At 68.1% G+C, this 19,256-nt stretch carries 10 protein-coding genes; 5 read left to right on the top strand and 5 right to left on the bottom strand.

Annotation, left to right across the window (positions count from 1 at the left end; genetic code table 11):
• Positions 1 to 838: thioredoxin family protein (locus ACE026_RS02795; protein ID WP_486037655.1), on the bottom strand; the 838-nt coding region annotated here is incomplete at its 3' end.
• Positions 839 to 1,260: 422 nt separating this feature from the next.
• Between ACE026_RS02795 and ACE026_RS02790 the strand changes: the two genes are divergently transcribed.
• Positions 1,261 to 1,722 (top strand): hypothetical protein, encoded by a 462-nt coding sequence (locus ACE026_RS02790; protein WP_486037653.1) that lies wholly within the window; start codon positions 1,261 to 1,263, stop codon positions 1,720 to 1,722.
• 6 nt (positions 1,723 to 1,728) lie between these two features.
• Here the strand turns inward: ACE026_RS02790 and ACE026_RS02785 are convergent, their stop codons facing one another.
• Together ACE026_RS02785 and ACE026_RS02780 are read right to left on the bottom strand one after the other, a co-directional pair.
• Positions 1,729 to 3,126: a sensor histidine kinase gene (locus tag ACE026_RS02785; protein WP_486037651.1), complete on the bottom strand. Its 1,398-nt coding sequence runs from the start codon at positions 3,124 to 3,126 to the stop codon at positions 1,729 to 1,731.
• Complete coding sequence (locus ACE026_RS02780; protein ID WP_121036806.1) at positions 3,119 to 3,793, bottom strand: response regulator; 675 nt, start codon at positions 3,791 to 3,793, stop codon at positions 3,119 to 3,121. The genes ACE026_RS02785 and ACE026_RS02780 overlap by 8 nt, the downstream gene beginning before the upstream one ends.
• Positions 3,794 to 3,855: 62 nt before the next feature.
• Here ACE026_RS02780 and ACE026_RS02775 point away from each other — a divergent pair, with 62 nt between their 5' ends.
• The 4 genes from ACE026_RS02775 (at position 3,856) to ACE026_RS02760 (ending at position 10,209) form a co-directional block, all read left to right on the top strand.
• On the top strand, positions 3,856 to 5,115 hold the full coding sequence (locus tag ACE026_RS02775; protein ID WP_486037649.1) for a TolC family protein: 1,260 nt from the start codon (positions 3,856 to 3,858) through the stop codon (positions 5,113 to 5,115).
• Complete coding sequence (locus tag ACE026_RS02770) at positions 5,112 to 6,290, top strand: efflux RND transporter periplasmic adaptor subunit (RefSeq protein ID WP_486037647.1); 1,179 nt, start codon at positions 5,112 to 5,114, stop codon at positions 6,288 to 6,290. Before ACE026_RS02775 ends, ACE026_RS02770 begins: the two co-directional genes overlap by 4 nt.
• Entirely contained in the window at positions 6,287 to 9,391 is a 3,105-nt protein-coding gene (locus tag ACE026_RS02765) for an efflux RND transporter permease subunit (protein WP_486037645.1), read from the top strand. Before ACE026_RS02770 ends, ACE026_RS02765 begins: the two co-directional genes overlap by 4 nt.
• A gap of 101 nt (positions 9,392 to 9,492) precedes the next feature.
• Positions 9,493 to 10,209, top strand: a complete 717-nt coding sequence (locus ACE026_RS02760) for a hypothetical protein (RefSeq protein ID WP_486037643.1) — start codon at positions 9,493 to 9,495, stop codon at positions 10,207 to 10,209.
• An 8-nt stretch (positions 10,210 to 10,217) separates the two neighbouring features.
• Here the strand turns inward: ACE026_RS02760 and ACE026_RS02755 are convergent, their stop codons facing one another.
• Positions 10,218 to 10,478 (bottom strand): hypothetical protein, encoded by a 261-nt coding sequence (locus tag ACE026_RS02755; protein ID WP_486037641.1) that lies wholly within the window; start codon positions 10,476 to 10,478, stop codon positions 10,218 to 10,220.
• Entirely contained in the window at positions 10,475 to 19,186 is an 8,712-nt protein-coding gene (locus ACE026_RS02750) for a GH36-type glycosyl hydrolase domain-containing protein (protein ID WP_486037639.1), read from the bottom strand. Before ACE026_RS02750 ends, ACE026_RS02755 begins: the two co-directional genes overlap by 4 nt.
• Positions 19,187 to 19,256: the final 70 nt, after the last annotated feature.

Here is a 19,256-nt window from a genome sequence, read left to right as displayed (position 1 = left end):
GTGCCGGCGGGGCGCGGGCCCGCGCCACCAGGGCAGGCCCTTGGTAACCCAGCAGGTCACGATTGGCCCGGACCTCGGCGGGTGCTGCAAGAACGGCATCGAGCAGGGCGCGGGTGCGGGTGCGCTGCGCCGGTGTGGGTGTCTTGTCCGGCTTGCCGGCGCCGAGCGCCAGCAACGCGAACCGCCGCTGCAGCGCAGGCTCGGGCGCCGCCGTGGCCAGTTGCTGCAGCAATGACGCTCCATCACGTTCACCGGCGAGGCGATTGGCATCCACTTCCCAGCCGTAATCGCCGAGCACGCGCCAGTCGTCGGCGCTGACGTCCCCGGGTGTGCTCAGGGCATGCTGCAGCACCTCGCTGACCGCCGTGCGGCGGCCGGCGGCCAGGGTGAGTGCGCGGGTCAGCGCTTCGCTGTCGTTGCCGCCGGCCAGGCGGGTGAGCTCGTTGCGCTGGGGGTCGAGCACGATCAGGGTCGGGTAGCCGCGCACGCCGAACCGCTCGCCCCAGGCCTGCGCGCCTTCTTCGTCGCCATCCAGATAGACGGGCACGTACTGCCGGGTCAGCGCGATGAAGGCCGGATCCTTGAACAGCGTGGCCTTGAGCTGGTTGCAGGGCGGGCACCACACCGCACCCCAGTACAGCAGCACCGGTTTGCCGCTGTCGCGGGCCTCGGCGAAGGCGTCGTCGACATCACCGTGGCGCCACGCGATTTCATCGGCCTTGGCGGTCTCGGTGGTGGCCGCTTTCGGCGCGGGGGAGGGAGCGGGGGAGCAGGCGGGCAGCAGGCTGACCACGCCGAGAAGACCAAGAGAAAGAACACGCCGCATCGAGAGATCCATACGTATGAGAGCGCCGCGGACGCGGCATGTGACGAGTCTAGTCAGCGGCTGCAGTGCCGGGCGGGTCACGGTCATGCCGATTGCTCATGAGGCGTAGGGCGGCCGGGCATGTGAGGCGAGGTTCCGCGGCAGCGTGGGGACGCCCGCCAGGCGGCAAGTGGCAGGCAGTAGCCGCCGCGTTAACGAGGCAGTGGGCACGCTGGACACCCCTGTTCCCGGAGCCGCACATGGCCCTGAATCCACTCCCTGCACCGCCGGTTCTACTCGCGGCCCTTCTGCTGGCTTTGACGGGCTGCAGCCAACCACCGGCGGATGCGCAGCGGGCCCCCACTGCGCCGGACGCCGCCTCACCAGCGGCCGCCGCCGCCGCGCCTGCCTATGCTGAAGGGGCGGGCGGCATCGCCGTTCGCCCGGTGCGCGGCGTGCGGGTGGTACAGGATTTCCAGCGTGACTACCTCGCCTCGCCCACGTGGAAGCTGTTCGCACCGCCTGGGAGCGTCGGTACGCCGCTGGTCGCCCTGGTGTTGGACGGCTCGGACGGCGTGACCGCCGGCGAGCTGCGGATCGGCCGCAGCGACGACGCAACGGCGGTCAAGGCCTGTCTGGAGACGCCTGCCGAAGCGACCGCGCCCGCGGCACCGGCCACGGTCGATATCGGCGGCGTGCCGTTCACCCACGCGACGGTGGGCGATGCGGCCATGAGCCATTACGTCAACGCCGAGAGCTACCGCGCAGTGCACAACGGCGCCTGTTATGCGATCGATCTGGTCGTCGCAGGCACGCGCCCGGAGGTGTATGACCCGCCGCGCACGCCACCATTCACCCAGCAAGAGGCCGCATCGCGCTTGGCGGAGGCCCTCAAGGCGGTGTACTGGCTGCCGTGATGTGTTTCAGCCCGCCCGCGATGGAAATGCAAGCATGACCTGGGCGCCGCCCAGCGGTGAACCGCCGATGGTGAGCGTGGCACGGTGCCGTCCCGCGATCTCGGCCACGATGGCCAGGCCCAGCCCGCAGCCATCCCCATGGGCATCCCCGCGCCAGAACCGCTCGGTGACACGGCTGCGCAGTGACGGATCGATCCCGGCGCCGTTGTCGTTGACGCTGAGCCGCGTCTGGCCGCGGGTGACCTCCACGCTGACCGTGATCACGCCGTCCAGTGCGCCGTAACGCAGGGCGTTGTCGACCAGGTTGCTGATCGCCTCGCGCAGCAATTGGGGCTCGCCCATCACCATGACACCGGCATCGGGACCTTCGTAGCCGAGGTCGACGTTGGCAATCACCGCGCGGTCCATCAGCCGCTCCAGTTCTTCGCGGGCGAGCTCGGCCAGATCCACCGGACGCATGGTCAGCATCGCGCCGGCGCTGTCTTCAGAGCGGCTGAGGATCAGCAGTTGGTGGGTCAGATGGCGCAGACGTGTCAATCCGCGCAGCAATCCGGCCAGCGCGTCACGCTGCGCAGCAGGATCCTGCTCGCGCAGCGCACTCTCCAGTTCGATCTGCAGCCCGGCCAGCGGCGTGCGCAGTTGGTGTGCGGCGTTGCTGATGAAGCGCTGCTGGGCGTCCTGCATCGCTGACAGGCGGCTCACCAGCTGGTTGAAGGCATCCACCGCCGGCCACAGCTCACGCGGCGCGGCGTCGCGCGGTTCCAGCGGGGTCAGGGCATCCAGCGGTGCGCTGGCCAGCCGTCGCGCCGCGCCGTTGGTATGCCGCGCCGCCGCGCCTGTGCCGGACCACGCCAGCCACGCCGCGAGCAGCAGGATCGTGCCCTGCAGCGGAATGCTTGCCAGCAGCAGTCGATGCTCCAGCCGAAGGCGCTTGGTGCGGGTCTCGGCCACGCGGATCACAATCGGGGTGGCCGAACCCGGCGGGGTCATCGCGCCCTGCCCCACGCGCACGTCGCGGCCATCGATCACCGCGTCATAGTAGCTGCGCGCAGGGCTGTCATCGGCGTCCTCGGCCAGCGCGGCAGTGACGGTCGGCAGCGCCCCGGTACCGTAGAGCCGGGTTCCATCGGCGCGGGTCACGTCGCCATATATCCGATCCACCGTGTCCCAGGTGAACATGCGCGAGACGGCGGGGGAAATCTCCATGTGGGCGGTGTCGCCGCGCACCTCGATCAACTGTGCCAGCGACATCGCCGAATCCAGCAGCCAGCGGTCGTACACCTGTTCGGCGTAATGCCGCGCCAATACGAACGCGCCCACCGCGCTGGCCAGCAGCAGCACCAGCAGGGGCAGCCACAAGCGCCGCAGCAGGACGCCGCGCAGGCTGTACGGCGCATCAGCCATCACTGGCTTCCAGGCGGTAGCCAAGGCCACGGAGCATGCGGATGCCGATCTTGGCATCGGCCGATTGCAGCTTGCGGCGCAGGCGGCTGATGTGGACTTCGATCACCGACAGGCTGGCCTCGTGATCCCAGCTGTAAACCGCATCGAACAGGCGCTGCTTGGCCACGATGCGCCCCGGCTGCTGCAGCAGGATCTCCATCAGGGCCAGCTCGCGTGCGGTGAGTTCCAGCGGTTGATCACCAACACGAAGTTCGCGGGTGCCGGTATCCAGGCGCAGGGCGCCCAGCTGGCGCAGGGCAGGGGCGGTGGACTGGCGACGGGCGAGCGCACGCAGGCGCGCCTCGAGTTCGCCGAGGGCGAAGGGTTTGGCGAGGTAGTCATCGCCGCCACCATCCAACCCGCGGATGCGGTCCTCCACGCCGTCGCGGGCGGTGAGAATCAACACCGGCACGGTAAAGCCGTCCTGCCGCAGCCGCGCCAGCAGATCCAATCCATCGATGTCGGGCAAGGAAAGATCCAGCACCACCAGGTCATAGCTGACGCTGGCCAGCGCCGACGGCGCGGCCAGGCCACGGGCGAGATGATCGCAGGCATGACCGGCGCGGGTGAGTGCCCGCACCAGGCCATCGGCCAGCGCGGCATCGTCTTCAATCAGCAGAATGCGCATTGCAAGGTTGACGCAAGGTTCGGGAAAGTTTGACGAAAGCGCTGCACCTTACCGTGTCGGCAATGAATATCACCACCCGCTATGCCGCCCTGATGGCCGCACTTCTGATAGCGCCGGGCACCGCTTCGGCACTGACGCTGGCCCAGGCGGAACAGGCCATGGCAGCGCACAACCCGGATCTGCTCGCGGCAGCGCTCGAGCTGCGCGGCACGCAGGGCGATGCCTTGAGTGCGTCGCGTCGCCCCAGCCCGGAGCTGAGCGTGGGCACCTCCAAGATCAGCCGGCAGGAGGGCATCGGCCCGGGCCGATGGAAAGACAAGCGCGTGGATTCCACACTCGGCCTGGGCTGGACCTGGGAGCGCGGTGGCAAGCGCGGTTGGCGCATGCGTCAGGCCGACGCCTTGGTCGAGGCGGCCAACCTCAGCCTGCTCGACGGACGACGCCAACAGCAGGTCGCGCTCACCGAGGCGTACTTCGGGTTGAAGGCTGCGCAGGAACTGCAACGCATCGCGGAGGAGGACCGGCGCGCGTCGGCGGAGAGCCTGGCCGCAGCGGACAAGCAGGTGGCGACCGGCGCCATGGCCCCGATCGAGCGCTCGCGATTGGCGGTGGATGACCTCAAGGTGGCCGATGCCGCCCGTGAGGCCGAGCGTGGCCTTCGCGAGGCACGGCATGCGCTTGCGCTGCTGTTGGGCAATGACATCGATGCTGCGCTCAGCGCCGACGATGCGTGGCCGCGCGCGGGCTCGAGCGCGACACCCGCGACACCCGCACCGACCGCATTGGAGGATCGCGTTGATCTGCGAGCTGCCCAAGCGCGGGTGATCGCGGCGGACGCGGCACGTGCACTGGCACGCAGTGAACGCCGGCGCGACGTGCAGTTTGGCATCGAAGCCGAGCGCGAGCCCGCCGATATCGGCGGGGTGACCTGGGGCGTATCGATGAGCGTACCGCTGGGCGGTGCCAAGCGCTGGCGGGGCGAGCAGCAGCGAGCGGAGGCGGACTACGAGGCCGCCGTCCTGGAACGGCAGCAGTTGCGGCGCGAAGCGAGCGCTGAGCTGGATCAGCTGCGGCACGCGCTGGCCGCCGCTACACAGCGCCGCACCGAGTACGAACAGCTGCAGGGACCGGCGGCCAGGCAAAGCCTGGACGGCCTGGAACTGGCCTATCGCCGCGGCGCTGCCACCTTGACCGATCTGCTGGACGCACGGCGCAGCTGGCGCGAGTTCGAATCCGATCTGATCGATGCGCGGTTGGCGCATGCCTCCGCCCTGGCGCGCTGGAACGCCGCCGTTACTGCTTCCGAAGGACTCCCCCGATGATGTACTCCCGCACCGCAGGCTCGGCCCGGCTGCTTTCGCTGCTCGTGGCCGCTGTGCTGGCCGGTGGCTGTGCGCGCGACGCCGGACCTGTGGCCGTGCCGGCCCCGACGGTCGAGGGCGCCACCATCCGCTTCGCTGCCGACAGCCCGCAACTGAAGGTGCTGCGAAGCGAAGAAGTGACCGATGGCTCGGCCTCGGTCCTGCAGCTGCCGGCGCGGATTACCTGGGATGACACGCGTTCCAGCATGCTGCGCTCGCCGCTGCCGGGCCAGGTGGCGCGCATCGAGGCGGCACCGGGCGAGAAGATCAAGGCGGGCCAGGTGCTGGCGTGGGTGACCTCGCCTGAGTTCGGGCAGGTGCAGGCCGAGGGCGCACGTGGCGCCGCCGAGCTGCGTCAGGCACGCAACGAACTGGCCCGCGTCCGCGAACTGCACGAGGCCGGCGTCGCCTCGGGGCGCGAACTGGACGAAGCCGAATCCGCACTGGCGGCCAACGAGGCCGAGCATGCCCGCCTGCAGGCGCTGACGCGTGGTTTCGGCAGCAGCCGCAGCATCGACCAGCGCATGCCGCTACGCTCGCCGATCGACGGCATCCTGGTCGAGCGCCGGATGAGCCCGGGCATGAGCGTGTCGCCGGAGGCCGAGCTGCCGCTGGCGGTGGTGAGCGATCCGGACCGGCTGTGGCTGATCGTCGATGTTCCCGAGGCGCTTGCGGGGCGTCTCAAGACAGGGATGGCCGTGAGCCTCACGCCGGTCCAAGGCGAAGCAGCGCACGCCGTACTCGGCCATGTCGATGACTATATCGACACCGAGCGCCACGTGGTGCAGGCGCGTGCCGAGCTGGACAACCGTGAGCGCCGCTTCAAGGCGGGTCAGTACGTCCGGGCTGCGATCACAGTGCCGATGGACGGTGGCGTATCGCTGCCGGAGGGGGCAGTGCTGCTGCTCGGGCGTGAGCAGGTGGTGTTCGTCGACGAGGGCAAGGGCCGGTTCGCGCGGCACTCCGTGCAGGCCGAGGAGTTGGGCCAAGGGCGCTTGTGGGTGGGGCAGGGGCTGGCCGCTGGCGCGCGCGTGGTTGTGGACGGCGGTCTGCTGCTGCAGCAGGTGCTCGATCAGAACGTTGGCAGCGCTGAGTCACCCGCCGGTGGTGCGGCGGCAGCCAAGGCTGCCCCATGATCGATCGTCTGATTGCGTACTGCCTGCGTCAGCCGTTGATGGTGATGCTGGCGCTGCTGATCTTCATCGGCGCCTCGTTCGCCGCGTTCCGCGAGCTGCCGGTGGAAGCCTTCCCGGACGTCTCCGATACCCAGGTCACCGTGGTGACGCTGCACCCTGGGCGTGCGGCCGAAGAAGTTGAGCGCGAAGTCACGATGCCGCTGGAGGTGGCGCTGTCCGGCATCCCGCACTCGGTGCGCGTGTTCTCGCACACCCAGTTCGGGCTGTCGATGATCATCCTGACCTTCGATGACGGCGCGGACGACTATTTCGCGCGCGCCCAGGTAATGGAGCGCCTGCAGGGGGTGGACCTGCCCGACGGTGTGCAGCCGGAGATGGAGGCGATGAGTTCGGCGGTGGGCGAGATCTACCGCTATGTCCTGCACGCGCCACACATGAGCTCCACTGAGCTGCGCACCGTGCAGGAATGGGTCATGGAGCGGCGCCTGCGTACGGTGCCGGGCGTGGCCGACGTGGTCAGTTTTGGCGGCTATGCACGGACCTTCCAGGTGGAGCCGGACCTGGGCAAGCTGCGTGACCGCGGGATCAGCCTGGAGGAATTTGCCGAGGCGCTGGAGCGGGGTAGTGCGAACGCCGGCGGCGGCTATGTAGAACGTGGGCAGCAGCAGTATCTGATCCGTGGTGTTGGGCTGATGCGTTCGCCGGCCGATATCGGCACCGTTGTCGTGGGGGAGCGGCAAGGCACACCGGTGCTGGTGCGCGACCTCGCCCGCATCGTCGATACCGGCCTGCCGCGGCAGGGCCTGGTTGGCCAGGATGACAACGACGACGCCGTGTTCGGCATGGTGCTGATGCGCAAGGGCGAGAACCCGTCCCTGGTGCTGGATGCGTTGCATGCGCGCGTGGCCGAGATCGAGGCCAATCACCTGCCGGACGGCGTCACGCTTGAACCGTTCTACGACCGTTCCTGGCTGGTCTCGACCACCCTGAAGACGGTGTTCCGCAACCTGGTGGAGGGTGCGGTGCTGGTGTTCCTGGTGCTGTGGCTGTTCCTCTACAACGCCCGTGCGGCGTTGATCGTGGCAGCGATGATGCCGCTTGCCTTGCTGTCGACCTTCCTCGGCCTGCATCTGTGGGGCGTGCCGGCCAATCTGCTCTCACTGGGCGCGATGGACTTCGGCATCATCATCGATGGTGCGGTGATCGTGACCGAGCACATCGTCTCGCGCATGTCGAAGATGCCGCCCGGCAGCACCCGGCGCGAGCGCATGGCGACGGTGTTGTCAGCCGCGTCGGAGGTGGGGCGGCCGACCTTCTTCTCGATGCTGATCATCATCGCCGCGCACATCCCGATCTTCACCCTGCAGCGCCAGGAAGGCCGGATGTTCGCCCCCATGGCCTATTCGGTGACGTCGGCGCTGATCGGCGCACTCATCCTGGCCCTGACCGTCGTGCCACTGCTGTGTTTCTGGTGGCTGCGGCGCGAGCGGCTGAAGGGCGAGAACCCGGTGATGAACCGGCTGGTCGGCTGGTACCGCCCGTGGCTGGAGGGTGCGATGGCGCGGCCCCGTGCGGTGGTGCTTGCGGCAGTGGCCATGTTGGTGGTGACGCTGGCATTGGGCACGCGGTTGGGGTCGGAATTCCTGCCCGAACTGGATGAAGGCTCGATCTGGCTGACCGCCACACTCGACCCCAGCACCAGCTTGGCCGAGGCGCAGGCCCAATCCCGGCGCATCCGTGAGCTGGTGCGGACCCTGCCCGAGGTTTCGACGGTGGTGGCCAAGCTGGGTCGCCCCGAGGATGGCTCCGATGCCAAGGGCGCCAACCAGATCGAAGCGCTGGTTGCGCTCAGGCCCGAGTCCGAGTGGACCCGGAAGATCGACAAGCGCGAGCTGGTGGCGCAGATGCAGCGCATTCTGGAAGCGCGTATTCCCGGCCCCGAGTTCTCGATCTCCCAGCCGGTGCGCGACAACATCCTGGAGAGTATTTCCCAAATCAAGGGCCAGGTGGTGATCAAGGTCAGCGGCGAAGATCTGGACGTGCTGACCGGCCAGGCTCAGGCGATCCTGGCGCAGGTGAAGGGCGTGGACGGCGTGGAGAGCGCTTTCATCGACCGCGACGGCAGCCTGCCGCAGCTGCGCATCGATATCGATCGCGACCGCGCGGCGCGCTACGGCCTCAACGTACAGGACATCGACGCGGTGATCGAAACTGCCATCGGCGGCCGCGAGGTCGGCCAACTGTGGGAGGGCGAGCGCCAGTTCCCGATCAGCCTGCGCCTGTCCGATGCCGACCGCGATCTGCAGCGCCTGCGCACCGTGCCGGTGGGGACGGCCTCAGGCCAGACGGTGACGCTGGGCGATGTAGCGGACTTCACCATGGCCAGCGGCGCGATCAACATCTCCCGCGAGAATGCCCAGCGCGTCAAAGCCGTGAGCATCTTCATCGCCGGTCGCGACATGGGCAGCGTCGTTGCCGATATGCGTAAGCAGGTGGATGCCACCATCCAATTGCCAGACGGCTACCGCATCGACTGGTCCGGCGAGTTCGAGAACCAGCAGCGCGCCATGGCCCGTCTGGGCTGGGTGGTGCCGCTGTCGGTGCTGATCATCTTCGTGCTGCTGTTTGATGCCTTCAAGGACGTCACCAGCGCCGCGCTGATCCTGGCCAACGTTCCGCTGGCGATGATCGGCGGCATCCTGGCGCTGCTGCTGACCGGGATTCCGTTGTCGGTGTCGGCGGCGATCGGCTTCATTGCCTTGTTCGGGCAAGCGGTGCTCAACGGCGTGATCATGCTGACGCGCTTCGGGCAGTTGCGCGAGCAGGGCATGGCGCTCTACGACGCCGTGGTGCAGGGCGCACTGCAGCGCCTGCGCACGGTGTTGATGACCGCGTTGTTGGCGATGTTCGGGCTGCTGCCGATGGCGACGTCGCATGCGATTGGCGCTGAGACCCAGAAGCCGCTGGCGGTGGTGGTGATTGGCGGGCTGCTCTCGGCGATGTTGCTGACCCTGCTGGTACTGCCGACGCTGTACTACTGGGTGCATCGCCGGCGTGAGCAGCGGCGGGGTGGGGTGGGGGCGGAGGCCAAAGCGGTGTAGAAGGCGCTGGCCGGCTGGCTGGGTAGGGTGCGGAGGCGTCATTGCCCGGCCGGCGGTATGATCTGGGATCGCACGGAGAGCGGAGCTGATCAGGAATGGAGATGACCACGAACGCCGCAGCGCCTGGCGCACCTGAACCACGCGAAGCTTCTGGCCCTGGAATGGAGCTCAGTTTCTCCTGGTTACACGACAACGTTGCGGCCTACGTTGCCCGTCGCCGGGAGGCGAAGCCGTCGCGCGTGGAGCGCGCCTCCCTCTGGATCGGCTTGGGTGCGGCAGGCGTGGGGCTGCTCGCCGCTGCGTTGAGCCCACGCCTCATCGCTCCACAACCAGCGGCAATCACGTCATCCATCTGTCTGGTGGTGGAGCTCGCGGGGTTTGCCGTCCATCTGATCCTCACGGCAAAGCGTGAACTACCCCAGCTTCTCAGACTGCGGCGCTCGCACGCAGTAGAAATGGATGTCGATTTCGCCTACTGGCGCCGCCTTGTGGGTCAACTTCGGGCGTTCCCGAGCGAGCACTGCGAGGAAATGCTGCGATTCTCGAGTGGACTGCGCCAGCGCATGGATGAGCGCATGGGGTTTGCGTTTGGAGGTATTCAACGTCTCGGCATCTTCCCGGTCCTGGTTGCGCTCTATCTACAGTTCCGCAACTGGACGTGGGGAGACTGGGCTACAGCGTTCGATGTGAATCCAGTTGCGGGCCTGATCATCTGGATGATGGTGCTGCTTTACGCGGCTGGCTGGATGTTGATCGGGCTTCGAACCCGGCTGGATACGTACGTCAGCCTGCTTGAAGCTGCACTGCAGAAGCGGTGACGAAGCCATCACTCTCCTGGCTCGCCCGGCGGCACGCTTTCATCGCGTTCGTGCCATGGCGGCAACTCCAGCCCATGGCCCTTGAGCATGGCCTGTATACACGCACGCGCATGGTCCCTCTCCGCGTTCGCGCATTGGTCGAGAATCTCGCCAGTCAGCTGCTCAAACTGCGGCCAGAACTGCGCCGGATGGCGCACGCGCGCCACCCAGTGGTCCAGCATCTCACCCAGCGCATCGAGCTGCACCTGTATGTCGGGGCGGACGTTCATCCCGGAGGCGCATCCAGATCAAGCGCGACACGGTAGTAATGACCGTCGTCGCGGAGCAGGACGCTGAGGTCCGGCTGCAGGACGTCATCCACATGCAGCGTCGGCTGGCCCTGGGCAGTGCGGGTCACCACGAACTCATACAGGCTGCGCCCGAAGCGGTAGCTCAGTTCGAATGACGGCCAGTGATCGGGCAGGCAGGGCTCAAGCGACAGACGATCGCCGTCGCGACGGATGCCGAGCAGGGATTCCACCAGCAGGCGATACATCCACCCGGCCGAGCCGGTGTACCACGTCCAGCCGCCGCGCCCGACGTGCGGCGACACCGCGTAGACATCGGCCGCCAACACATAGGGTTCGACGCGGTAGGTCTGGACCGCCGCCGGGTCCAGCGCGTGGTTGAGGGGGTTGATCATGCCGGCCAGCTCCCAGGCACGCACCGCATCGCCCTGTTGTGCGAATGCCATGGCCGCCCACACCGCCGCGTGGGTGTATTGGCCACCGTTCTCGCGCACGCCCGGTACGTAGCCACGAATGTAACCAGGGTCCTCCGTGGTCTGGTCGAAGGGCGGGTCCAGAAGCTGGATCAGCTTGGCGTCCTTCCGCACCAGATGCGTGTACAGCGAATCCAGTGCCTGCGTAGCGCGCTCAGGCGCGGCAACGCCGGACAGCACCGACCAGCTCTGGGAGATCGAATCGATGCGGCACTCCTGGTTTTGTGACGAGCCCAACATGGCGCCGTTGTCGAACCAGGCGCGGCGATACCACGCCCCATCCCACGCATGGTGTTCCAGGTTCTGACGCAGGCGTTCGGCCTGTTCTTCGCACCATTGTGCACGGGAGGCATCGCCACGGGCGTTGGCCAGCCCGATGAAGCGGCGAAGCGTGTCGTGGAGGAAGAACCCGAGCCACACACTCTCACCGCGCTGCTGGTCGCCGACGCGGTTCATGCCGTCGTTCCAATCGCCGCTGCCCATCAACGGAAGCCCGCGTTCGCCGAGCAACCGGCACCCGCGTTCCAGCGCGACGACGCAGTGCGCATACAGGGTGCCGCGCTGCGCCGACAGGGTGGGCATGTCGTAGTAGCCTTCCTCCTCCGGGGTCACCGCGCGACCCTCGATGTAGCCAACCACTTCGTCCAGCACGCTGGCGTCGCCGGTGACCTCCAGGTAGCGGCATGCGCCCTGGGGTAACCACAGATAATCGTCCGAGCAGCGGGTGCGCACGCCGCGACCTTGCGGGGGGTGCCACCAGTGCATCACATCGCCTTCGGTGAACTGGTGCGCCGCGCAGAGCAGCAGGTGTTCGCGGGTCAGGTCCGGACGCGTGTGTACCAGCGCGAGTGCGTCCTGCAGCTGGTCGCGGAAGCCGAACGCGCCGCCTGACTGGTAGTAGCCACTGCGCGCCAGGTAGCGGCAGCCCAGCGTCTGGTAGACCAGCCACCCATTGGCCAGTGCGTCGAAGGCCGGGTCCGGCGTGCGTACCTGCACCGTGGCCAGCACATTGCGCCAGTGGATGCGCACCGCGTCCAGCGCATCGATGGCTTCCTGATTACCCTGGCGGCTTCGTGCCAACGCCAGCGTTTCCTCGCGGTCGCGCCCCGCGCCCAGACGGAACGTGGTTACACTGCGGTCGCCCGGCGCCAGCTCCAGCGGCACCTGGATCGCCGCGCAGGGATCCAGGCCTGCGCCCGCCCGCGAATCCAGACGTTCGCGACGCAACGCGGCCGGTGCGTGCAGGCCGCCGTTGCGGCCGATGAACTCCAGGCGATCGCAGGTCCAGCCGCAGCCCTCGGCATCGGTGTCGAAGAAGGCCATCCGGCCGCCGAACTCGGTGCTGTAACTGTTGCGCGCCAGCAGCGCACCGGTCTGCGGGTCGCGTTCGGTCACTACATGCATGCGCGACTTCGGGCGCAGGTCACCCATGACCCATTCCACGTAGCCGATGGCCGACAGCCGCCGCGGCCGGCCCGAGAGGTTGTGCAACCGCAGGACCGAGAACTTCAGCGGGGCGGTGACGTCGACGAAGACCCACAACTCGCTCACGATGCCGTCTTCGATGTGCTCGTAGATGGTGTAACCGAATCCATGGCGCGTCCGGTACGCGCCGGTGCCCCGGCACGGCAGCGGCATCGGCGACCAGACACGGCCGGTGTCCTCGTCGCGCACGTAGAAGGCTTCGCCGCCGGTATCCGACACCGGATCGTTGAGCCAGGGCGTCAAGCGGAATTCGTGTGCATTCTCGAACCAGGTGTAGCCCGGTGCGCTCTCGCTGACGACCGTGCCCAGACGGGCGTTCGCGATCACGTTGGCCCAAGGCGCCGGCGTCGGGGCACCTTCGCGCACCACCACCACGTATTCGCGGCCGTCCTCGCTGAAACTGCCGGTGCCGTTGTCGAAACGGCCGGCGCCGCGGTACGGAAGGAACGGCCACGGGTCGTCCACCTCTTCGTCGTGCTCGGCACCCGGCGGCAGCCCGGGTTCGGGCCCCGGGTCGGCGACGACGGGAAGCCCTGTCGTCTCTTCCATCGCCAGGGCCAGCTCCTGTTGCTCCGCCTGCGGCACCAGGGCCGGAATGCGTCGCACGGGCAGGGGCTGGCGCCCCACCTGGGCGGCCAGCGTGCCGTCTTCGTCGCTGAGCACTACCCGTGCCACCGCCTGCAACAGAATGCGGTCCTCGTGGCTCATGTTCTGCACCGGCCGCACGAAGATGCCGCCGGGGCGATCCAGCAGGCCGGTCTCCGAACTGGCGGCCACCATCCCCAAAATCTGGTCCTGCAGTTCCTGCCGATAGCCGGCCTTGCTGTCGTTCCAGATGACCAGGTCGGTGTTGAGTCCCTTCTGGCGCCAATACGCATGCGCCTGCACCAGCTGCCTGACCAGTTCTATGTTCTCCGCGTCGGTGACTTTGAGCAGGACGATGGGCAGGTCGCCCGAGATGGCATGGCCCCACAGCCCGGATTGTCCGCGCTGGTTCTGCTGCAGGACGGCGTCGCCCGCGCGAAGCAGAGGATTGGCATACAGCACGTGGCTGGCCAGGCGCTCGTACAGCGACGCTTCGGCCTGGCTGGCGTTGATCTGCCGGCGCACCACCTGGCTGTGTGTCCAGGACAGATCGAAGACGCGGTCTGCCAGACGGCGATCACGGTATTTGTCGACCATCGCCTCGCAACCGGTGCGGTCGGCGCCAATGCCATACACCATGTCCAGCTGCACGGTCTGCTCGGGCTCCAGCACCACGCGGACGCGGATGGCCACGATCGGGTCGAGCACCGAGCCGTCCGTGCCGGAAAGGTCGACATCGGTGGTCAACGCCTGCGGCGTCCGCGGCGTGTTGCCACGCCCCAGGAAGCGCGAACGGTCGGTTTCGTAGGAGATCGACACCACCTCCGCGTCATGCACCGCGACCAGATGGAACATCCACGGCGGTATCTCGTCGTGCGAACGCGGCCGGCGCGTGCATAGCACGGCCTGCTTGGCGTCCAGGATCTCGCTCTGCACGAAGAGGTTGCTGAAGGCCGGATGCGCGTCGTCCGACGCGGCGGGCGCCAGCACCACTTCGGCATAGGTGGTGATCTCCACCGTGCGCTGGCGACGGCCGCGGTTGGTCAGGCGCAGGCGCCTGAGCTCGATGTCGTCCTCGGCCGAAATGGCGACCTGCAGATGACTCTCGCAGCCGCGGCGGGCACCACGGAACTCTGCCTTGGCGTCGGAGAAGATCGCCTCGTAATGGTCCAGCGCCACGCAGGTGGGCTGGTAGGCGGCAGACCAGAACTCGCCGCTGTCCACGTCGCGCAGGTAGCAGAACGACCCCCAGGCATCGGTGGTGCCGTCTTCGCGCCAGCGGGTGAGTGACAGGTCGCCGTGGCGGCTGTAGCCGCCGCCGGCATGGCTCAGCATGCCGTGGTAGCGCCCATTGGAGAGCAACTGCACTTCCGGGCGCGGGCCCGCCGGGTCGCGCAGGACGCGCAGGGAGGTCTCGTGCTCGGCCATGGCCGAGTGCTCGCCCAGGGCTTCGACCTCATGCGGATGGAACACGCCGATGCGCGGAATGCGTTCCTGCAGCAGCAGCAAGGTGGCCTGGAACTCGGTATCGGCAACGAAACGGCGCTGCATCGGCTGGTCGCGCAACAGGTAGTCCAGCGACAGCAGGCCCATGCCCTGGTGGTGGGCCATGAACGAACGCAGCAGCACGTGATCCTGCCCCGGCGGCACCCGGGCGGGGGTGTAGTCGATCGCTTCGTACATGCCAAAGCGCCCGGAGAACCCGAGACCTTCAAGTGCCTGGAGGTTCTGGCACGCCGCCTCCGGTGCCACCATCAGCGCCATCATGCTGGCATAGGGCGCGATGACCCGATCCTGGCCCAGGCCGCGTTTGAGCCCCAACCCAGGCACGCCGAACGCGCGGTACTGGTAGTTCAGGCGGGCATCGACCGCGTTATAGCCGGACTCGGACACGCCCCACGGCAGGTTCAAGGTGCGGCCGTAGACGATCTGCGCCTCGACCGCATGCCGCGCGGTCTGGTCGAGCAGCGTGTCGGGATAGCTGGGCATCACCAGCTGCGGCATGAGGTACTCGAACATCGAGCCACTCCACGACAACAGCGTCGGTGTGCCGTTGACCTCGGTGAGCATCCGCCCGAGCGCGAACCAGCTTTCCTGCGACAACTGGCCCTGGGCGATGGCGACGAAGGCGCACAGCCGCGCTTCGGAAGCCAGCAGGTCGTAGAAGCTGTTGTCGAGGCGATGGTCGTCGACGTTGTAGCCGATCGAGAGCAGGTTCCGAGTGCGGTAGAACAGGAACCCGTACTCCATCAGTGAGAACTGTCCGGCGCGGTGCGCCAGCGCCTGCAGCTGCTCGATGCGCGCGCGCGCGTCCGCACCGACGGAGCCGGGCAGGGCGGCCAACTCGCGCAGGCTCGGTACTGGTGCCTCGTCGTCCGCGCCGGCATCGGCAGGGAGGTCGGCGAGTGTCGCGTGGGCGGCATGGCATTCGGCAGCGAACAGCGCAGGCCAGTGCAGCACACCTTCCTCGGGTGACTCCGGTGCCGGCCATTGCGCCAGTACGGCGTCGGCCAGGCCGGCCAGCTCCTGCAACCGGGCGAGCAGCTGTGCCGTCCCACGGGGTGGGTCGGTGCGCGTAGAGGCCAAGCGCTGGCGAAGGTGGTTGAGTGCCTCGCCCAGTGGCGCGTCAGCAGGGCGATGGCGCTGCCGTTCTTCTTCCAGCACGCCGAGCGTATCGGCCAGGCCGTCGAAGGTGTGCGGTGCCAGCACCGGCGCATCCACCAGCGCGAGCAGGCCCTGGCGCAGCGTCAGCAGGTGGCCTGCCAGGTTGCCGCTGTCCACGGTGGAGACGTAGCGCGGCTGCAGCGGCGCCAGGGTTTCGGTGTCGTACCAGTTCAGGAAGTGGCCGCGATGGCGCGGCAGCTGGTCCAGCGTATCGAACGTGAGGGCGGTGCGTTCCGCGACCGCGCCCAGCTGCAGCCAGCCGAAATCCCACGCAGAGAGATTGGCCAGCAGCGACAGGCCGATGTTGGTCGGCGAGGTGCGCCGCGCCACCACCAGGGTTGGATGCTCCTGGATGTTATCCGGCGGCAGCCAATGATCCTGCTCGCGCACCCACGCCTGGAAGAACGACCAGGTGCGCCGTGCCAGCCGGCCCAGGAATGCCCGCTGGGTCACGGACAGTTCGGCCACGCTTGCAGCCGGCGGCCGGCCCAGCCACGCCATCAACGCGGGCGCGAAGGTCCACGCCAACAGCAGGGGCAGGGCGACAGGCAGCGCCTGCGGAGCCACGCTGGCCACAACGGCCGCCAGCGCAATTGCCAGCAACGATGCCGGCGCCATCACCCGCCATTCCGCGCCGCGGTCGCTGCCGAGGCGGCGTTCGACTTCGCTGGAGGGGTTCCATTGCAGCAGGTGGCGGCGGGTGACGGTCATGCGCCAGAGCGTGCGCAGCACCGCGCCACCGGCGAGCAACGCTTCGTAGGGCAGACACGCGACCTGGGTGGCCGCGCGCAGCAGCGACTGCAGCGTGCCGCGCCCGACCATGATGTAGTGCGCTTCCAGCGGGGTGTCGTCCGGAACGCTCAGCGCATCGCGCAGCATGCCGATCAGCGGCGGCGCGAACCACAGTGCCAGCACCCATGCCGTCCACGCAGCCGGGCTTTCGGCATACAGCCAACCCGCCACCAGCAAGGCCAAGGCAGCGATCGGCACCAAGCTCCGGCGCAGGTTGTCCAGCAACTTGCCGCGCGACAGCAGGCTGAGCCGGTTGCGTTCCCATCCCGATCCCGGGCGCGGGGTCCATGGCATCAACCAGGGCAACAGCTGCCAGTCGCCGCGGATCCAGCGCGCACGACGCTTGGCATCGGCGGCGTAGCGCTCCGGATAGTCCTCGTACAGGCGCACATCGCTGACCAGGCCGGCGCGTGCATAGCAGCCTTCCAGCAGGTCGTGGCTGAGGATGCGGTTCTCGGGCAGGCGGCCCTCGAGCGCATGCTCGAACGCTTCGACGTCATAGATACCCTTGCCCACGAACGAGCCTTCGTCGAACAGGTCCTGGTAGACATCCGAGACCATGCGCGAGTACGGATCGATGCCGGGCTCGCTGCCGAACATCCGCGCAAACCGCGAGGTACGGCGCGTGCCCAGACTGGTGCCGACGCTGGGCTGCAGAATGCCGTAGCCCTCCACCACGCGTTGCAGCGCCGGATCGAAGCGCGGGCGGTTGAGCGGATGCGCCAGGGTGGCGACGAAGGCGCGTGCGGCATCCCGCGGAAGCTGCGTGTCCGAATCCAGCGTGATGACGTAGCGGACGCCGATCAGGGCCGCCGTGTCACCGACGGTGCGCATGAACGCGGCCGCATCGCCTTGGCGGAGCAGGGCATTGAGCGCTGCCAGCTTGCCGCGCTTGCGCTCGTGCCCCATCCACACCCCTTCGCCCGGGTTCCATTGCCTGGGGCGGTGCAGCAGGTAGAAGCGATCTCCGCGCTCGGCCGCGTAGCGACGGTTCAATTCCTCGATCCGCTCCACGGCGTGCGCGAGCAGGGTGTCGTCCGTCGGCATCTCGGCTGCCGCGGCATCGAGAAAGTCCGTCAGCAGCACGAAGCGCAGCTGAGGGTCGCGGTTGGCCAGGAAGCGGACCTCCAGCGCTTCGGTCAGGACATCGATGCCCTCGATGCTGGACAGCATCGAGGGGACCGCGACCACGGTGGAGCAGGCGGCCGGGATTCCTTCGCTGAAATCGAGCTTGGGCAGCGGCCTGGGCGTGACCAGTACCGTCGCCGTCCAGTTCACCAGGACGATGCCCAGCTCGCTGAATACCAGCAGCCCGAACAGCGCGGCCAGCCATACGGGCACCGAGCCGCTGCCCGAGGCCAGCAGGCCAGCGGTGGCCACCACCGCCAGCAGGGCGATCGGCAGCAGGTACAGGGCAAGTGGCACGCGGTGCGCCAGTCGCCGTGCCTTGCGGCGGCGCGGTGCCGCCTCGGCCACCGCGTCCACGGTGGCGCTCACGCCTTCGCCGACGAGCCAATAGCCCACGTGCGTACGTGGCCCATCGATCGGCGCAGCCGCCCGCGCCAGATCCAGCGCGATGGTCGCAACGCGCTCTTCGGCGACGCGGCTACCCCGCGCGATCTTCTCTACGACATGGCGATAGGCATCGCGGGTACCGAAATCCATCTGCGGATAGACGGCCATCGGGTCTTCCCGCAGCCGCTGCTCGACCACACTCATGTCTTCGACAAAGGTGCGCCAATCCATGGTGGAGAGGAAGCGCAGGCTGCCGATGCTGTTGCCGATGGAGACCTGGTCAGCCGCCTGCTGCTGTCCCTCGGCGGCGACCAGTTCGTCGATGCGCTGCCCAGCCGCGGCGGCCCACTGTTCCAGCCAGGCGATGGGCATGGCCCACGCGCCGCCGCGCCCCTGCAGCGAGCGGGTCAGCTCGGCGATGAAGGCGCCGGTCAAGGGCGGCTCGGAGCGTGCCATGTCCGCCACCACGAGCACGACATCGGTCGGAGTGTCCGACGCCGCGCGATTGAGGCTGTCCGCCCATTGGGCAGCCAAGCCACGGTCCGTCCCGTCGCGCATCACCCGCGCCGCCATCCGCCGCAGATTCTCCAGCAGCGCCAGGCGCAGCATGATCGGAACCGCCCACAGTTCGCCCAGGCTCAGCGGCGCGAGCGATTGGTACGAGGCGATGAAGCGGCCCAGCGTATCGCCGTCAATGCGGCCATCGCCGTGCGCGATCGCCTGCATCGACAGCTCATACACGCGCGGCAACCCGGCCGAGGGGCCGGCGACCAGCGAAGGCAACTGCCGGCTGTAGCCGCGCGGCAAGTGGCGTCGCGCGGTCTGGATCTGTTCTTCGATCAGGTAGTAGTTGTCGAGCAGCCATTCCCCGGCCGGGGTCACCGGCCTCTGTTCGCGCACTACGTTGCTGAGCAGGGTGTTGGCATCTTCCAGGACACGCTCGTTGGCCTGCAGGCGATCGAGCAGGCGCTCTGCGCCTGGTCGCATCCGCACCCGATGCTGGCGCGCCAGGGCGCGGCCGTACACCTCCATCTGTTCAACGCTGTACAGCGCAGCACGCAGTGGGACCTCGGTGGCTTCGATGGCCGGGACCGAGGCCTGGCGCTCACGCCAACGCCAACGCACCAGCCGACGCAGGCGGAGCCAACGACCAAAAAGACGACGAAAGTGGGGCATGGTTTACCGAGGGGGCAGGTCGCGGCCTTCATAGTTGCATTTGGGATGCCTTGGTAGCTGTGAAGGCCGG

Source organism: Stenotrophomonas sp. AGC87, assembly GCF_057333975.1.
This window is presented reverse-complemented; position numbering and strand designations above follow the sequence as displayed.

Bases quoted from the DNA above. Each gene is read 5' to 3' on its own strand.
- ACE026_RS02755 (WP_486037641.1), bottom strand. From the start codon at position 10,478: ATGAACGTCCGCCCCGACATACAGGTGCAGCTCGATGCGCTGGGTGAG.
- ACE026_RS02765 (WP_486037645.1), top strand. From the start codon at position 6,287: ATGATCGATCGTCTGATTGCGTACTGCCTGCGTCAGCCGTTGATGGTG.
- ACE026_RS02785 (WP_486037651.1), bottom strand. From the start codon at position 3,126: ATGGCTGATGCGCCGTACAGCCTGCGCGGCGTCCTGCTGCGGCGCTTG.
- ACE026_RS02775 (WP_486037649.1), top strand. From the start codon at position 3,856: ATGAATATCACCACCCGCTATGCCGCCCTGATGGCCGCACTTCTGATA.
- ACE026_RS02750 (WP_486037639.1), bottom strand. From the start codon at position 19,186: ATGCCCCACTTTCGTCGTCTTTTTGGTCGTTGGCTCCGCCTGCGTCGG.
- ACE026_RS02780 (WP_121036806.1), bottom strand. From the start codon at position 3,793: ATGCGCATTCTGCTGATTGAAGACGATGCCGCGCTGGCCGATGGCCTG.
- ACE026_RS02760 (WP_486037643.1), top strand. From the start codon at position 9,493: ATGACCACGAACGCCGCAGCGCCTGGCGCACCTGAACCACGCGAAGCT.
- ACE026_RS02770 (WP_486037647.1), top strand. From the start codon at position 5,112: ATGATGTACTCCCGCACCGCAGGCTCGGCCCGGCTGCTTTCGCTGCTC.